This is a genomic window from Chitinispirillales bacterium ANBcel5, from assembly GCA_029688955.1.
GTDB lineage: Bacteria > Fibrobacterota > Chitinivibrionia > Chitinivibrionales > Chitinispirillaceae > Cellulosispirillum > Cellulosispirillum alkaliphilum.
Genome location: JARUKZ010000029.1, coordinates 1 through 19,517, shown reverse-complemented (window position 1 = coordinate 19,517; position 19,517 = coordinate 1). Strand labels below are relative to the sequence as shown.

At 40.3% G+C, this 19,517-nt stretch carries 2 protein-coding genes; both read left to right on the top strand.

Annotation, left to right across the window (positions count from 1 at the left end; all coding sequences use genetic code 11):
- Positions 1–88: 88 nt before the first annotated feature.
- Entirely contained in the window at positions 89–18,802 is an 18,714-nt protein-coding gene (locus QA601_13990; GenBank protein MDG5816200.1) for a choice-of-anchor Q domain-containing protein, read from the top strand.
- A 60-nt stretch (positions 18,803–18,862) separates the two neighbouring features.
- Positions 18,863–19,517 (top strand): hypothetical protein (locus tag QA601_13985; GenBank protein ID MDG5816199.1); only part of this gene is annotated, 655 nt, incomplete at its 3' end.

Here is a 19,517-nt window from a genome sequence, read left to right as displayed (position 1 = left end):
GAAAAAAATTTAAATATATCTGAATAGAGTTAGTGTATCAGTGTTCAGTGCATTACACCTAATTCCGGATTAAAAAGGGAGCCTTTTTTTGACAAGTAAAACTTTACATCGCAAATTTATGATTCTTATACTGCTAATGCTTTTATTCAGTATTCATGTAACTGCAGCGAGAATTGTTTATGTTGATCAAAATGCCGTTCAGGGTGAAGGGAACGGCTCTTCATGGGAAAATGCTTTTACCGATTTTCAAAAGGCTCTGGATAGTGTGGGAGTAATTAAAGGTGATGTAGAGTTGCGTATATCTAAAGGAGTATACGATCCGGGTGAAACAACCTATACAATCGGCTGGAGATCTGGTTTTGACAGACAAACCTTAACTATTGTTGGTGGATACTGCCCTGTTAATAACAGTAAGGATCCTGATAGCCTTACCACTTTTACCAGAGAAGATGTTTCCCAAAGAACAAAAAATCTAATGGCAGTAAAGTGGACACAAAAAGATAGAGATTTTTTAGTGCTTAAAAGGCTGAAATTTAAAGATAACCAAGAAACAGCACTTTCTGTTCATACGCCTCACATTGCCATTAAAGAATGTAAATTTGTTAACAATACTTCAACCGGAGATGGTGGGGCGATTAATTTAAATTCACCATATAGCGCTAAAGTTATTGATTCTAAGTTTGAAAATAACAAAGCCAATAGAGGTGGATCTGTATATTTTTATGGCCAAAGATTGTATATCACCGGAGATAATAGTTTTGTAGCAGATCGCGCGGCTAATGGTGGATCTGTATATTCCATATCTTATTACTCCAGTATTATTGATGCTACCTTTAGAAATTGTAAATCTATAGACAGTACAGATAATGAAGGGTTTGGTGGTGGAGCAGTTAACGTAGAAAGTGATACAATTATTTTAAAAAGTTCGACCTTTGAGAACAATAGCTCTAATTCTAATGCTGGTGCAGTTTACATAAGGGGTGAGGAGTCAACAATCATCGGCTGCAGCTTTGTTGATAACAGCAGTAGTATATATGGAGGAGCGGTTGTTAATTTTACCATTTTAACTACAATTAGTGATAACCGTTTTTACCAAAACAGTGCCGAATATGGCGGAGCTCTTAACCTGGGATCAGGCGGTAATTTAGAAGCTAATGTGTTCGAGAAAAATGTTGCTTCTTATATGGGGGGAGCTATATATGGTAGTGGGGGGTACAACTTAAGGCTCAATGCCTTTGAATTGGAATTTTTAGAAAATGAAGCTCAATTTGGAGGAGCGTGGGTACCAGATAAAGACACTGTAGTTGTTAATAACTCTGTATTTAGGGGAAACAAAGCTGATAGCGTAGGTGGAGTGTTTTTGTTCCTGCAACCAACCTGTAGCGAATCAGCATCAACCTATGGCGAAATTTTTGAGAGTAATTTCGATTCCAATATGGCAAATTTTGGAGGAGTTGTATCGGTTGCATCAGGTGCAAGAGCACTCTTTAGTAATTGTGCTTTTAAAAGTAATGAAGCTAAATATGGTGGTGGGGTTGGCTATGGCAGGTCGTATCACAGCACTGTATTGGACAGGAGTTTAATAACAGAAAACAGTGCTGATTATGGCTCAGTTGCTTACAATTGGAATGGTAAAATAATAAACTCTGTTGTTTATAATAATGATGCAAATTATACCATTTATAGTGATGATCATTCAGAAATGTATCCAGAGATAATTAACAGTACATTTACTCAAAACAGATCAGACAGTGGCTCAGCAGGTTTGTTTAATAGTCTTGTTGCTAATTCAATTCTTTGGGAAAATGATGGAGAAGAATTTGTCTTTGACGAAATTTTACCGCATAGTGAAACGGGAAATAATACTACACCGTTATATTCAATAATTAGTGATTGGTACTATGGAGGAGAAGGTAACAGCAGTAGGAATCCGCGATTTAATAACGTAGAAGAACGTAACTTTTCTCTTGCGCCAAACTCACCAGCAATAAATGCTGGAAGTGTAGAATTTTACCCAGTTGGTCTGTATCCTTATGATTTTAAAGGAAATAATAGGGTTTTTGGTGAATTCATTGATATTGGTGCTTTTGAGTATCAGGATACAGCACTCTCCCCTCCATGTATTTTATCAACGTTAAATGATTTTGAAATACCTTTTAACGATAACTTTGAAATCAATCTTGCAAAAACAAATGAATTTAACCAGGGATACTATGTTTCCTGCACCGATCAGGATCTTATGGAGCTAAGCTGGGGTGTAAAAACTGTTCCTCAAGGTATTACTGTTGGTATAGAACCTTTAACAAACACTCTGTCTGTAAAACCTGATAAAGAATGGCTTCCTGCTGATAGTTTCTTTATAACAGTTACCGTTTGTGATCCTTTGTATCCGGAGCTTGTAAGTGAAAGACAGGTGAAATTTATTGTATCCAATCCCGGACTAAATTTATGTAACATTGAGGTTATGCAAAATCCTGCTGGAAGAGATTTTCTGGGTACTGTCACAGTTGCCGGAAATACCGATCCAATTTGGTTTCAATCCGAAAGAGTTTATCTTTATGATGGACTGGGCGATATTAATGAATATGAAGCTATGCCCTATTTAGAGGGAATAGAAATTTTTGAGAACAGTAAACCCCATTCAAGAGGAGGGGAACAACGATGTGGAGAATATCAATTTTCATTTAATTCAACATCAAGTAATGTGTACACTGCCGGAGGTGTGTTTACAGGTAAAACGCTTTATGATTGGATCATGGATTCGACTTCAACAGGTAATATAAACTACAAAAATGATCAAACTGCCACATTCCTTTTTCCTTTTACTGATGGTGTTCAGGTAGAGCTTTCAAAAATGACTGTTGATGTTGATTTTGACGCACCTCTTACAAATCTATACTTATCACAACAAGCTGCACATAGTCTCACTTTACGATGGAACAGCTTTGAGAAAAATCTTGCCCGTCTTGTTTTGAATGTTATTCCTCAAGGGCAGGATGCACCTGAAAATTTTAGTATCGATTTGGGTGAAGAACACATTCAACAGCGGCGAATAACAGTTGATTCACTTCAAGATTCACGAGAGTATCTATTTCAACTGAAAGCTGTCGACCTTATGGGTAACGAAGGCATCTCGGAGTTAAGAGCTTCTACTAAGAGTGGTTACTATACAGTTTCAGGTAATATTGCTGGTAATCAGCTTCCGGGCATAGACACAACTACAGTGGTAACGGTTCAACTGGAAGGATTATTAAACCAGTTTACTATGTCTACTGAGATTGGAATCGGAGAGACATACACATTTGATAATGTTCCCAATGACGTTTATCATATCTCAGCTATAAGTGATATGTACAGCACCTTACCTTCAGTGATTGATACCGTTGTACTTAGATCGGATCTTACTGGTATTAATTTTATTTTATCCCCTCACAATGTAATAAAGGATGACGCAGTTTCGGTATCACAGGAGGAGGGGACTGGTGATTTATTATTCAGAGTTCAAACTGAGGAGTTATTCTATTCAGAACATCCTTCAGAAATAATGCTGAGCTGGGAGGGGGATTGTGACTCGCTTGGTACTGTGGCTGATTCTCAATCTTTTATAATTGATGATTACGGGCACACAGATTTGCCTGGAAATAAACAGGAGTGGACGTTTCGAATCACACGCCAGGAAGTAGAAGACTCGATATTAACTCGCAAAGGTGGTTTTGAGTATAACGTACGGTATATAGAATCAAGAATATCCACTTCTGCTTTGGGGTATTCTCAATTCAGAAAAGCCAATTGGAACTATCCAAGCTATAGCAATGAAGTAACTGAAGGATCAACATCCAGGGCTTTTTTCATGTATGCTCCACAGAGCTTCAGAAATCCAGATGAACCCCTTGTAACAGTACCATTAATGTCTCGTGATGATGCAGACTTTTTAGTACAAAACAGACGTCTTGGAATAAAAACTGATGTTGTCGTTCAGTTCAACCAGATTAGAAATGGTGAATTTTACGGCGATACGCTTCTATCTACTTATGATATTACAAATGTATCGGTACAGAATGATGATGGGTGGATCATTCGTCATCTTGATTGGAATACTACCTATACTCACAATACAAGTAAAAAGGATCCCTATTTTCTTTCCGGGCTTTATATAGAAGGCACCGGAGGTGAAGATGATACCGCATATGTACTTGCTTCTGGCGGGTCTTTTACTAATACTACCAATTACACCCAACCTTTTAGTCCTGAAATATATACTTCGTGGTTAATTGATATACCCGTTGATAATAATTACAGTGTATCATTCTTTGTTGAAGAAGCTAATGAGTCTGATACTGTCTTCTTTAAAATTGGAGACAATATCATTGCAGATTATGTAATTAAAAGCTCTGAGTCGGGATGGCAGCGAATAGAAAACTTAAATTACCGCCTGAGTAGTGGAGTCAAAGAACTTAAGATATATGGTGCCCCCAATACTGAAACAATCATTACAGCAGTAGCTTTAATAGAGGATGGGCACGCAGGTAACGTGCCAGAAAACAATTCTGTTGGTTTCTCTGCAATAAAAAATCGCAGATTAAAATTAAACAATTTTAATCTTCACGAAGACGCTCATTACAGAGCGGAAGTGTTTTTAAAAGACAGATACGGAAACAGAAGCGAGTCTGTAATATTCGATAACCTATATACAAAAGATAATTCTTTTACTGGGGATGTTATAATACACCAGGAAAATACAAGCGGTGATCTGGTGATAAATATTCAAAAACAGGATGACCGCTCACTTAGTGTTGAAGAAGTGAAATTTTACTTCGATGATACTAGTTTTAGTGTACCTGTAAATGTAGATATTGAGAACACTGGAAATACAGAGATCGTTATTGATCGCAGTGACTTAAGTGAGCTTATTTCTGTTGATGATTTTGCAAGGCGTACCGTTTATGACTCCTTAGAATTTATTGTCGCGGCTGAATCTACCTATACCAATAATTATAGCATACATCAGACAATTAACTCCTGTAGCGAATGCATTGAAAGTAATGATACTTTGATTTATACGGAATGTGAAATAAGAAGAACAGAAAAAAGAACGTTTTGGTGGTTTACAAAAACGGTGACCGAATACACTTGTCGGTATGATATTACAGAAATCATTACCGATACTGTTCAAGCTACAATGCGTTCGAGCTGGCCTGGAGGCACACAAAATAAAGTCGCTTCACAGGAATACAGGAAAGTTACCAATCCACAGTTTGAACTTACTGATAAAACTCATCGCTCTGTCACTTTAAATTCCACTAATTTAAACAAAATCGGCGAATCCAATCCTAAAGAACAGATGGCAGGTACACTATATATGAGTTGGTCACCTGGATCGTTATGTGAAGAAGTTACCAACAGAGAATATGAATTTGGGAATTTATATACTAAGGATGAAAATGGCTGGATTTCATTTATGCCCAGTTTTGAAGCTTCACTTAATTCTGGTGTTGGACAGTGGATTAAGCATGAAGGTGTGGGTGCAATTCATCAATGGATCGACAGATATACAGAGGAAGAGGGGCTTGCGGGCGGAAAATTCTATCCCCCTATAGGTGTAAACTACCGAAGTCATGATTTCCATGGAAACCTTGATGGTATACCTTTTATTTCATATGGAATCTATTTAACACAAGAACAGGCAAGTGCTGACAGGTCATCTGAGGAAGAACGGTATACGTTATGGTATCTTCCATCTGAAGGAAACACTGAAAGCAGACAAAAGTTTTACTGGTTTGTGAACGATGAAGCGATCGAGATGGGTGGTGAGCCTGTTTTCTCTGCTGATCCAGATTGGATACAGGGGCCAGCGGTGTATCTTGATTCAGGAATAAGTACCATAGACATCTATATGGTAGATGACGGTGTTGGAATTGATGGTATAGCTCTTAGCAAGGGTACAGAAGCACCCGTTTTTTCAAAACATGAGCTTGATACCTGGGGGGGTAATAAGGGATTTGAAATTGAAATTGTTGCAAACGATATCCCTTCAAATGAGAAAATTACTTTCAGCTATGTGGCCGTTGACCGGTACGGTAATATGTCCGACAGTGGACAATTAGAAAAAACAACACTTGAAAATGAGGATGGTGTACCTGGTGCGGTTATAACTCCGGAGATTCCACTGGAAAATGGATATTATATGTCTGTAACACCGGCTTTCACTGTTACTCTTGAAAGTGAGTTTGATGAAACTGCTGATATTGAAGCAACTCTTCACAAGGTAGTTGATGGCGAAGAGTATGAAATGGTTGTTGAAATAGAGCGCAATGATGAAAATGTCAATCAATGGCGGGTGTTCAATGAAGATGGATTAATTGAGTTCCCTGATCAGGGTGTCAGTGCTCAGAATTGTTATGTGCTGAGAATATTACCCAGTGATTCTGAAGGAAAACCCGGAAATTGGGTACAGCAGAGATTTGGCATTATAGCTGCCGATGGAGAAACTCCTCCTACGGTTACCATAATTAATCCGGTTTATGAAACAGCCTATTTGAAATTCAGATACCTAAATGGATTCGCAACCGCTGACAATACTATTATAGGTAACCTTGAGGTTCTGTTTAAGGATGGGTATGGTCCTCACAACGAAAACAGTAAACTTATATTGGAAGGTGCGACCATTCACACTACCTATACCGAGGATAGTGACGGTACTATCGAACATCAGTATATCGATAGTCTCAGTTATGGTGAGTTTGCTGCATATGAGTGTGATTACTGGGGTGAATTCTGTAGTAGGATCAATTCATTTTCGATTCCGTATGGAAATTATACCTTTGAGGTGAATGCTGATTTGTTATCCATGGAAACTGATCATTCGGGTGAATATAAAATCTATTCACAGGAAACTGTACTTTATGATGACAGAGATAACCCAGCAAGGCTGAGCTCGCATTTAGATCGGCAATCTTCGGTGCCATTCACTAAATATGGTGTAATAGATACCTTTTATTCTTGGAGAGATAGATTTTTTATTAGAGATGTTGTAAAGTATTCTCCATCAAGAGATGGGTTTAGTTTAGATGCATGTATTATGACCTTTTCCCGGGATAGATCGGGGTCAAATGATGTGTTTGAAATGGTTGCACAGGGGCAATGCCATAATTGTGGACCAAATCTTACCTTTACAGTCTTAGACCCCTCGTCTTTGAGACCAGCTTTTAAAGCCTTTGACTTACTTGACCGGCCTGTTGATATTACCTACACACATTCTGATCCTGAGTTAGTTGTCGATTACGGTACCGATGGTTTTAGTGTAGAAAACTCTGATATCGGCGAGGCTATCTACAGAGGCTGGAGGGTTAAGGTTGATGAATATGTATTCAATGAACATGGTGTTACTGTAAACGACATGAGCATAGGTCTCAATGAAGAAACATTCCCCCCTCAAAAAAATGATAACAATAGCTTTGTTCCCAACTTCAGTGGTCTTGAAATCAGAGGGGATATTGATCTTAATCAGGGTGCACTGCATGTAAGGGGTAGTGCTATAAGTGAGGCTAATGATGTATCTCTAACTACAAGAGGTGATTATACATTTACTGATATCTCAAAGTTAAGGTTCGGCTATGCACAGCCTACCGATTTTGAAATGACTATGCCTGAGGGCTATAACCTTAAGGCTCCAACCTGGAAAAACGAAACACTATACCCAAATGAGAGTTTGGTAATACCGGTGGGGGCGAGTGACGGGTTTATATTGGGATACGAAGGGATACGTAAGGTGCATGCCCAGGGAGAAATAGAGCGGACCTTTAAAGAGAAACAAGAAAATAAGCTTTCTGGGCGGTTGCCTATTACTATTAGAAAAGGTTATCTTACACTACGTGGTGATATTCTTATTACCTATGCAGCACGGAACTTTCAGGTAAGAGTAACTCCTAATGAAACGGATTCCCTATTCACTCTTGCTGCAAATTTTTTCAAAAACAGAGATGAAGAAGTAGGTATATCACGTGGTTCTATCGGTTTCTTCTCAGATTTTTCTGTAAATACGCTTTATGCAAAAAAAATGGGAGGAGGCAGATATTCCGTAGTGCCAAAACAGTTTGGAATTGCACCAATAACAGCGCCTGGTTTTGACATTTTTCATACATCCGAAGGTGTTAGAATTCTCCTTCTGGCTCCTGATTTCCAATTAGGGGGCCTTATTAGTAATAATGCTGGAGATATATTTGAAATGAGTAGTGACTGTAATTTCGAAACGTCTATATACAATGCTGGTTTTAATGTGGCGGGAGCTCTTACCAACATAAGTGGGCGTATTGACCTTCCTGATGACATAATGAGCTGCTTTGGTATAGGGGGGATCAGCAATATTACCCAACAAGTTGCACAATTTTCAATTCGTTCAATTATGCTTGGGTATGAAAAGGGTGAAGAACACGATAAACTAACAATTGGTACGGATGCTTCCATTCAACTCGGAAAAGCTTTTAGTAACATAGGAATGGAAGGGGAAAAGATACTACTAAGTGAGTTAACCACTTCCTATTCAAATAATACGTGGGCACTGGAAACCATGAGGGGGTCAGGATTTACTACACCAAGAACATTTAACCTTGGAAACCGCGGCTATGTGGAACTGCTGAATGGGGGGCATGGGTTATCTCTTGGTTATAAAAAGGGTGAAAACTTAAATGTTCGCATGGATAACTGGACTTTACGCACGACCGAAAAATTTCCTATAGAAGGACTTCGCAATATATCCTTAATACTTGACTCACTTATTTACGAAAAGGATTTAAATGGAGGAAATGATAAAGGAAGAATAAAGGCTATTGGTGCATCTATGGAATATGTACCTCCTAACGGAGAGCTTACGATTGGAAATTATGGATTTGGTGACGTTGTGCTTAGAGTTTCGGCAGATGGCAAAGACGCTGAGCTTGAAGGTGACGAAATCGGGAACAAATCAGGTGTGGACGCCTATTTTTCATTGGAATTTGGGTATATACAAATAGGGGATAGCACTATAAGCACTATGTGTGGTGACCAGAAAAGTGAAATAAGAATTTACTTTGATGGAAGGTATTTCGTAAGAGGCTGTTTAACATGGAACCAAAAAATAGGTGTTGTGCCCTGGGGTGATACCGACAATCCTACACTGTTTATTGATCCCGGAGAAAGTGGTGGTTCGGTTGGTTTTACTATAGAACAGGGGAAAGGATTTACAGGAAGCCTGTATAACGTTAAATTACGGTCCGCTTACTCTATACCGGTACTCGGAGATGTAAATGTTGATGTGAACCGGTTGTCTTTTGGTATACAAGATGGTAAGGCTTCACTTGATACGCTTGATGTTTCATGGCTTGTGAACAGGACCATCATGGATTACGATATCGCCAAAATATCGGTAAGAGAAGTTAATTTTGGCTATAATGCAGATATACCCGACAATATAAATTTAGAAAATGATGGAAAATCATTCTGGATAGGGATGCAACCTATTGTTGATTTTAGACTTGGTGAAAGTTGTGAACTTGATATTGACCCAAGTATCTATTTTGTATCCGATATTTCGGAATCTTCAAGAGACATTGAGTTTATATATAATTTTGGTGGTGGTTTTAATTGCGAAATAGCTGGAATGCAATTTGGTTCCGGAATAGAAGTAAGGGATGGTTATTTTGGATTACCCGATTCCTATATTGACCTCTCCAAGCTTGTTGAGAGAGGTATTATGAAAAAAGGCGCATCAGCAAGAGTGGATTTTGTGAACCTTAACTGGGAGAGGGTTGAAGGAGAATGGAAACTGAATGAAGACTTTGATACAGAGGTAGATCTTACTACTGATCATAGTTTTAATATCTGCGGACTTACCGTGAACGGTACCTTTGATTTTGGACGTCTTTTTAAATCGGGACGTGAACGAGGTGTTGGCTTTACCGGAATAACACTAAAGATGTCTGACAATTTTGGTGGAACAGAAATACCCATAGGAATGAATCTGTTTATTAACGGTAAGAAACCTTTCCTTCATCCGGAATTTGACCAGCCAAACAAAATTGTCATACCGATTAGCGGACTTAATCTTACCGATAATATATCGTTGTTTTCACTATTAATGGAATTTGGGGTGGAGCAGCGTGAAGAAAGCCAATCACGATCCTGGTATTTTCGTGGAAAGGCCTCGATGGATCTCAAAGGTGCCGTAAATAATGTTGCCGTTGACTTGTCGTTAGAACGGCCTCAACCAAGGGATAATATTACCGGGATAAATCATGCAATTCTTACTATAAAACTTGATAAAAGTGCCAGAATTCCTCTTGGTACAACTGGCGCCTATATTTCCGGATTCAGGGGAGCAATGTATGATGGATTCGGAATGCCTATAAGTGCAGTGGAATGTAATATTCCAGAGCTTCCCCCTGGTCTCAAAGCAGAGATCGCCATTTTTATTGAGTATGAGGATCCCCTTGTTGCCCAGGGAAGTGTAGGGTTTTGGGTTCATCTCAGAAGGTTAAATTTTGGACTGACCGGAGAGTTGACTGTCCTTGAAGGTATAGCGACAGCGCAATCATGCATTGCACTGTATAACAATGGAAGTGCTTTTCATGGATCCTTTATTGTTCGAATGGAGCTTGGTGTAGCTATAGAAGGTGGTTTTCGTATAGACATATGGTCCGATGAAACTGGAGGAAATTTTACCGCGGATGCAAGTGCAAGAATAGGACTTAAAAGAAAAACGCTTATAAACAGAAGATGGCTCAAGATACCAAGGAAAACGTTTTGGTTAGGGGAACAGTTTGTAAATGCAGGTAAATTTGATAACGAACAGAGTGGTTTTACAACCGGGTTTAGATTCTTTAGGCGTTCGTGGGGTGTTGGAATAATCGACAAAAAGTTTAAAATAGGTAACATGGGAAAGTATCGTCTCAAACCAGCTCCAATTTATCAAACTGCTGGTACATTTGGTACTATGAATGTGATGTCTGATGGTAGCGACCAGACTGCTTATATGGTTACTTCTGATGTGGAATATAAAAATCCGGGGCTGGTACTCGAAGGCACTGAGGTTATCTCAATTACCTCAGCAGTTTCAAGTGGAAGATATGAGTGGCCTGAAGAAGCACTAAGGGTTTATAATCCAGCAGATACCAGTGAACTTTTCTCCGATAACCTTGTGGAAGAAAGTGGTACACACTCTGATTATGAGGAAACACTTGATAATCTCAGAGCAAGAAGCTGGGAAAATAATGGTATTAAAGATTCGGTATTAGTTGCCTATCCTAAAACCTTATACGATGAAGAGGTTTTCTTTGAAAATCTGATGTTTGCCGGATTGAGGCCAGCTAAACCAAATGTAGATGCAACTGTAATGGATACTGATTCCGGTCAGGTTGTGGTATTTAGTGGTTCGGTAAGCGATTTTCAATTTGATACCCGCGATCTTATAAAGATTGATGAAGATGGGGAAACTGATACACTGTTTAGACAAAGAATGGACCTGAAGTTCTTTCTCTCCTCTTTAGGGCGTAGAGATACCCTTTCAAGAGGAAAACATATGTATAATTACCTGGATATCCATTATTCTCAATTTGAGGGGTATGAGGAAGGACACACTTCAATTCTCGATAATGAAAATATCGATTTTGTTTATGATGAAACTAAGATCGGTACACCGCAGGGAAGGGTGTTAAAGATCAATGATCTTGCGTTAAAAACAGACCAATTCTCTACAGGAAAATATGCTCTCAGCGTAGCGGTGGAAATTATCGATTTCGTTGTCGAGGATGGAAGAGAGGGTGGAAAAATTATCCTTCCTGATACGGCTCTTAGTGAAGCAGCAGTCTTTAGAAATGATCCTGTGGTTATTCTTAGCAGCACTACAAACGACATACTCAGCATTGATGTAGTTAATAATGCACCAGCTGAAGCCCCCAGAGGGCTTACTGCTACAGGTAGCAGTGTCAAAATCGAAGATGGTGAATTTTGGCCATCAAAAGATGAAACCAGATCTATCTATATGAAATGGGAGCAGGATTATAACCCGAATATAAGCGGTTACCTCGTTACATGGACTTCTGATAGTCATCCTGAGTATAGTCGGGAAGCATCTATTGGAAAAACTAACAGCTATACTATTACAATACCTTCAATTCCAGATAGTATATATGCTGTGGACAGTGCCAGTGCACAGGGAGCAATGACGCTTGATACTACCTATACCATTTCGGTAGATAGCTTCTATATTGATCTCAGTGAAGCTGACAAGGACAGGGCTGACCGTGTTGATACTGTTTATATCAATGATTCATCATTTGTTTTAAGATATTTCGAGAAAGTAAGGGATACTTCCTACGAAAAAACTATAACTGCTGTTGATGAAATATCACCTAACAAGGTATATGGTAAATCACTGGATATTGATTTTTACAGAAGTACAAGTTTTACTGTTACTTTAACACCTGTTAGTACCGTTCACAGAGAAGTTACAGAAACAGTACATCTATGGGATGAGACCGTAGAAATTACTGATACAATTCCTGTGGATAGTATACATGAGCATCTTTCGGTTTCCGTCAGTGGTGTAGAGCTTGGCAGTAGCGGCGGATCGGACAAAAATGACTTTGATATAACGTTTGATGCTTCAGATGTTAACGGTTCTGATCCTATCCCCGTTCCACTCAATGAGGGTAAAACTGTCCGAATGCAGGTTGATGCAACGCACCCTGATATTGCGATAGATGAAGCTGATGCTTCAGGGTATGGAGAAATATTTGCCATAATACCTAATAATTATGATGAAAGCGGAATATTGGATGTAAGTATTCCATCGGTTGGATCACGACACTCATCCTTTATGGTTACCGAATACGAAAAGCCTACTGGTTTAACTTTTACACCAATACAAGAAACTGTTACCTGCAGAGAAATGTTTGGCAGCTCCTGTTACAGAACAACCAGAGATGGTGACAGTGTTGATGTATGTAGGGATTCGTTAGTATGTTCTGATGAAGATTGTGAAAACTTGGACCCTAACAATCCTGAACACGAATTCGCACAAGTTGGGCTTTGTGGAGGAAAACCAGACGAGCTGGTAAGAAAGCGTACTCCTTTTGAAGAGTATACTGCGTATGTTGCTGTGGTTAACAACGGAAGGAGAGATGTTCCAGTTAACCAACCCGGACCTGCGGTTTACGACTCTGTAAGATTTATTGTTACACCTCCAAGACCTCTGGTTCATAACATTTCACCAGACTATATACGGAAAGGTAAAGCAGATACACTTTCTATAGCGGTAAGTAACATATGGAAAGATACCTCTGATCTCAGAGCTGAGGCGGTTATAGGATGGTATAATGATGATGGCTCTGTGACGGAAGAAAAATTTGATCTACAATGGAATGAAAATTTGTTTAAAATGGATACAACCGATAATCCTGATTGGCAGATAGCAACTGCAGCTCAGTATCAGATAAGGATTCCTGTAGAAACTATTAATCCGGATGTGAGGGGAGAATTTGATCTTTTTGTATATGTGAATAACAAAGATACTACCCTCAGTGGGATAGATGTTGCCACACCAAGTAACAGTTTTCCTGTAGCTTTCATCCACAATCCGGATGATATAGCCTGCCCTGTCAGGTATCACTGTGATAGCACCAATGCTATTTATGTAATGGATTTTATTGGTAATTATCCATTGTACCCAGAGGTTGGGGATAGTGTAACGGTGCTTTTTACCGAGCTGCATGATCTTAATCCTGATCATTATACTATCCATATACTTGATGATGAAAACAATGAATTGAAAGAGATCGAGGATTTCAGGGTTGAGTATTATGGCCTATGGTTTTATATGCCAAATCTTGGTACTTCAGGACAAGAAATACGGGTAGTAACTAATTTAAGTGATAAAAGCAACCTTCCCTCAGCATGTCATGATCAAGATTGGGGTATACGACAACCGCTTACCTATAGTGATGAACGTAATTACAGTATTGAACAGCATGGTGATGGATTCAGGATTACTCTCACAACCGATAACCATGAATTCGCCAAAAATGATGTTATCAGATACTTTTTCGGTCATAAAAAGCATCGGGGAGGGCCGGAAGGGTACAAAAAAACTTACCATAAAAACTCAGTGGTATCAATGGAAAGCTCAAACTGGGTTAATGCCGTAATTACTCAAAATGGTTCTAACAGGGATACTCTCATCAAGTGGATAGAAGTGAACAGATGTCCTGAACTGTATTATACTGCGGGAAATCCTGTTGATTCGATATTTACCGCGGTACCAGGAGATACACTTATCATTAAAAGTCAGGAACAGGATGGTCATGATGCGATAAACAGGCCTGAAATATACCACTGTTTCACATTTGCTGATGGAACCAGTGAGTGTAGTGATACAATTGTTATCAATTCTAACATGAGAAGTCCTTTGCGAATTGAACGCAAAAGTAAGGATGTACATTTCGATGACAGGGTGAGGTTTGAATGCTCAAGGGAGTACACTTTCGATATAGATCTTCCACCAACTGAGCGTATCAGAAAAATCACTATACCTTCGGCAAGAATAAATGAAGCAATAACAAGTCCCGTTTACAATTATCCGTTGTTATTAAGAATTGATGAATCAATAGTTGATGGTTTAGATGATTTGATTAACGGATACTTTAATTTCCGTAACAGTAATATGCGTCACCTGCCTTTTGAAATTGAAAGAATCGATTCTGCAAACACGCATATTGATGTGTGGGTGGAAATGGATACACTTGATCCTGGTTTGGGTAACAATAGTATCTACATTGTTAAAGACACTGTGGAGCACACATCTCTTGATATGTGGAGCACATACCGGGCTGTTTATCATTTACATAATAACCATGTGTTGGATAATTCTGCGCAAAACCGTTTTCATATTCCCGTTGAAAGTGATTCTGTGATAACCGATGGAGTAATAGGTAAGGGAATGTACACAAACAACACCATTACTTATGAACCGGAATCCGGGCACCTGCTGGGATTAAATGATGATGGTGTCACACTTAGTGGATGGATCAGAATTGAGCAGGAAATAACCGCAAATACAGAAATTGTTACCTTAACCGACGATCACAATACCACGGTGGTAACTCTTGCTTTAAGTCCGGAAGGAGCTGTGAAATTTGTAGCTGGAACTGACACTCTGTCTACCATGGACAATGTCGTTGAGATGAATGAATGGCTGCATGTTGCCGCAACCTATAACAAACGCGAAACAGAAAACAGAGGCCGAATCATAGTAAATGGAGTTCAGGTTGCCTCAAAGCCTATGAATAACGGTAGGAATCTTAGGTTCGGTAATGGAACACTGCATGTGGGAGGTGACAGGTATGGTGTTGCTTTCCCAGGTAGTATTGATGAGTTGCGCATTGCGCCGGTGGCTATAGCACCTGAGTGGCACACACTTGATTTCTATACCCAAAGAAGGCTCAATGATTTTCTCACACCTCCGGCAGGGGTGACATCGGTTACTTCTGTATCCGATCCTGCCTACAGAGTCGTGTCATCCATTGATGAGAAAACTCCTGTTTTCAACAATGAGTGGATAATAAATGAGCTTCCAAAGCACCTATCTGATAACCTACTGATTCAAATACCGTGGTACACAAGACGGCTGAGGGAGGATACGCTCTTTAGTGTGACTCTTAACGGGCCAGCAAAGGTTACAGTGCTTTACGACAGCCGTAAAGTAAGCATACCTTCATTTCTGGGTTCCTATGAAGGGCCAGAACAACGCGATGTTTTTCTGAGAAGTACAAAAAGCGGTACAGTTATTCCATTTGATACCTATACAAAACAGATTGAGCAAGGTGGTAAGGTTTTCTTTGGAAGTCCCGGTGCCGATGCCGATTTCCCTTTTGTGGTATTAATCGACACTCAATCTCCAACACACCACGGACTGAGGGTTTCTGCACAGAATACGGATACAAAAATTGAGTCGAAGATCAATGAAGAAACATTAATCTTTTCAGATCGAGAATACAGGCTTGACTCTCTTCCTCATAAATTGGCTGATGGAGTAATTGTAAGGACTTCAAATTCATTCCGTAACAGCAAATCGAATAATCGATTCACAGTGAACCGTCCTGCTAGGGTTACTATGCTTATGGATACAACCAGGGTTCCTGGTGAAGAGTTCGGTGCATGGAATGATGAATCACAAAGAGTAAGGGGTAAGCGTCTGCCAATCCTTAGTGCTGGCCAAGAGCAGGATATCTGGTTTAACCTCTATTCAAAGAGGTTGGCTGCCGGAGATTTTTCTGTTCCTGGAGCTGGTATCCATGAGGTGAGCAGTGAGTATGGTTATGCTTTCATCGTACAAGAGGATACCATAAGCAGAGACACTTTACCGATTATCGATACAGGTGTAAGTGTATACTATGATTCAGCTGTTTATATCAGATACATCCCTCATCATCTTGAAAATGCCGGGCTTGTAAGGACCTATCAGGCTGATTACAGTAGCGATGCACGGGAACTTATGCACATAGAGATGAACCGGAGTGGCTACCTATATTGCGCAATAGAGAGAGGGGTGAATAGTCCGCCATCATTTATTAGTGAATACGACAGCAATACCGGAGGATGGAAACCAGCTAATCAGATAATAAGTACTCAGTTTCAGGATTTTGATCTGTACAAAAAATTTCACAGACCCGGCAGCCACACCTTCTCAGGTATGCGCTCTGGGGGTGAAACATCAAACAGGTATAACTACTTCTTCGTGGTAAGGGATACGGTGTTACCTGAAACCATTGAGCCTGAAATGGGACAGGATCCCTTACGTACCGGATACCTTTACCCGGATGTGGCACCCTTTAAGGACAGGGATGCAGTTATAACCTATGTTACACCTGACATCAGGGGAAAAGAATTTATCGAACAGAACCTCTTTTCTTCAGGATGCAGACCTGTGTCATTTGTTACTAACAATCCGGTTAGGGTTTGGGTTGCAACAGATCCCAAAATGAGGACTGATGGATCATTTCTCTCAGAAGATAAGTGGGAGAGAACTTCCAGTGTGATCTCTTTGAGTGATGATCTTGAGGACAGAGTGGTTTGGAGCAGAGAGTTTGAACCCGGAACTATAACTATCCCGGGTGTGCACTGTGATGTGTTCCAGCCGGGGGTTGAGAATCCTATCATTGCTGTTGAATTCTATGCTTTACCGTACAGGGGATATGAGGCAACAGATCTTGCTGTGCGTGGAATCGGGGATGAACGCAGAGCAGAATCCAATAGTTATATCATGGAGGATCTGGACATTATATATGCTGCAGAGGTGGGGATGAGTTCACAGAGCTGGACAATGGATGTTAACCTGAAGAATGCGGCCGTTGAGCCAGGAGATACTATGAAAGTACTTGCTCCTTTCAGCGACTCTGTTATAGTACAGTCTGATTCATCTGTGGTGGTGACTTCACCAACCTTTACTTTACCCGATCTGGTACCGTATCATATCAGTGCCGCGGATGTTACGGTCAATGCTATAGATCTCAGAAGTCGGGGATGGGTAAGGGTTGCTTTTAAAAACGACTCCGATGTTCCTGTTGACCAGAGCTTTAAGGTTGTACTCTTTGAGGATATGGATGGTGATTACCGATACAACAGGTTTGTTGACCGGTATATAGGACGAATTGTTGTTGATGGTCTTGAGCCTAATCAGTCAAGGCTCTATCAGATCGATATCGATTCCAATCTTACCTATCCAAACAGGGTGTTGTTTGCTTTTCTGGATGAATATGACCAGATTGAGGAATTTGATAAGAGTAACAACATTATTTATACGGGAACAACGTGTGAAGGATACAGTCAACCTGTATACACAGAAGACGATGTGTTTGACAGAGAAACCATAGAGGCAAACCTGCCTCAGTTCAGGGATACAACCCTTTTCGCCTATCTGAGGGATACTGATGGAGATGGATTTATAGACAGTAACGATTCGCTTGCTGTGGTGTATACATCTGATTTCAAACTTCATGCAGTAATGGCTTATACCAATGAGCCGTTGTTTAATCCTTTCTATGTTGATATGAGCTCAGTGACAAATCTAAGAGTGGATGATTTTACCGGAACCGGAGTTCCGGAGATACTTATCGGCTCAAAGATCTACACTCCAAAGGGTGATAAGGTTATCGACCTTAGTGATACCGTGCCACCGGCAGATCTTCATTCCCTGCCATCCTTTGATTTTAACCGGGATGGAGAGGCTGACCCAATCATTTATGATCAGGGATTTGTTATGGTACGCAGTGGTAGAGACAATACACTGTTGTATGTTCATCCGTTCAACTCATGGACCGGGGAGCAGGATATGGTGACTGTAGGGGTCGCGGCCGATATTGTCAGGGGAGCCTATCGCTGTTATGATCTTAACGTCTCTTACCCAAGGCTATCCCCAATCAATGAAGATAGTACAGAGGTGACTGTGCGAATCGCAAATCCTGGTGCATCGACAATTGAGAGAGGGATCGATCTTACGGTTTATGCTGATGGGGTAGTGGAGGATTCATTGACCAGCGCAGTGGATGAAGTTACCGGCAGGCGGGATGACTGGAATGAGAGAAGAAAGGATCCGTCTGTGGTGTCTGTTGGTGAGCTTTTTATAACCAGCGATTTTCATCCGGGGGATTTTGAAGATGTAACCCTGAAAGTCAGGGTACCCGAAGGTGCTCAGAGGCTGTGGTTTGTGATAGATGGAAGGAATGTTTACTTCGAGGTTAATGAAGAGGACAATGTAGTGAGTTATGAGCTGTAAACTCACTGCCAGGGAGTGTTTTTAGAAATAAACGGTCAATTTCAAATAAATGGAGTTTAAATGGTTTTCAGAATAACATCAATGCTTCTTTTGTCGCTTTTTATCTCGGTTGTCGCAGATGAACGTCCTTCCGCGCCTGATATAAGTTCAGTTACTGCGGACGGCAACCGTTTTACTATTACAATTGATGAACACGATAACGCGGACTTGTATCATGTTGTTTTAATTCCTGATTTTAGTACTCCTATAGGGACCTATTTTGATGCTGCCAGAAATAGTGAGCAGGGGCCCGCCTACAGCACCCAGGATAATGAAATTGTAATTACCGCCCAGGGGTATAGTGGCAGATTCTTTGTGGCGGCCGCGGTGTCTAAAGCTGTTGGTGAAAATAAGCCCGCACTCTTTTCCCACTGGACTGTTTATACCGAAGATGGTGCTCCTTATCCACTCAGTACATCACACAGTGACAGTCCTGAGCGTCTGACCCAGCGTGCACGCAGGGTTTGTGAGCAGAACTCCGAACTTGTGGCAATAGATCTCTCCTTTTCCCTTAAAAGGGGTAACGCTTCAAGCCACAATCTAACGATCAGGGCAGGAAATACCAGTGTAATCGATTTGGATCTTGGTTCTGTGCGGGAAAAAACGATCAGGGAAGCCATTGATGAGGGCCACGACAACAACAAACTCTATTTAAAGCAGCAACAGGGGGATTTTA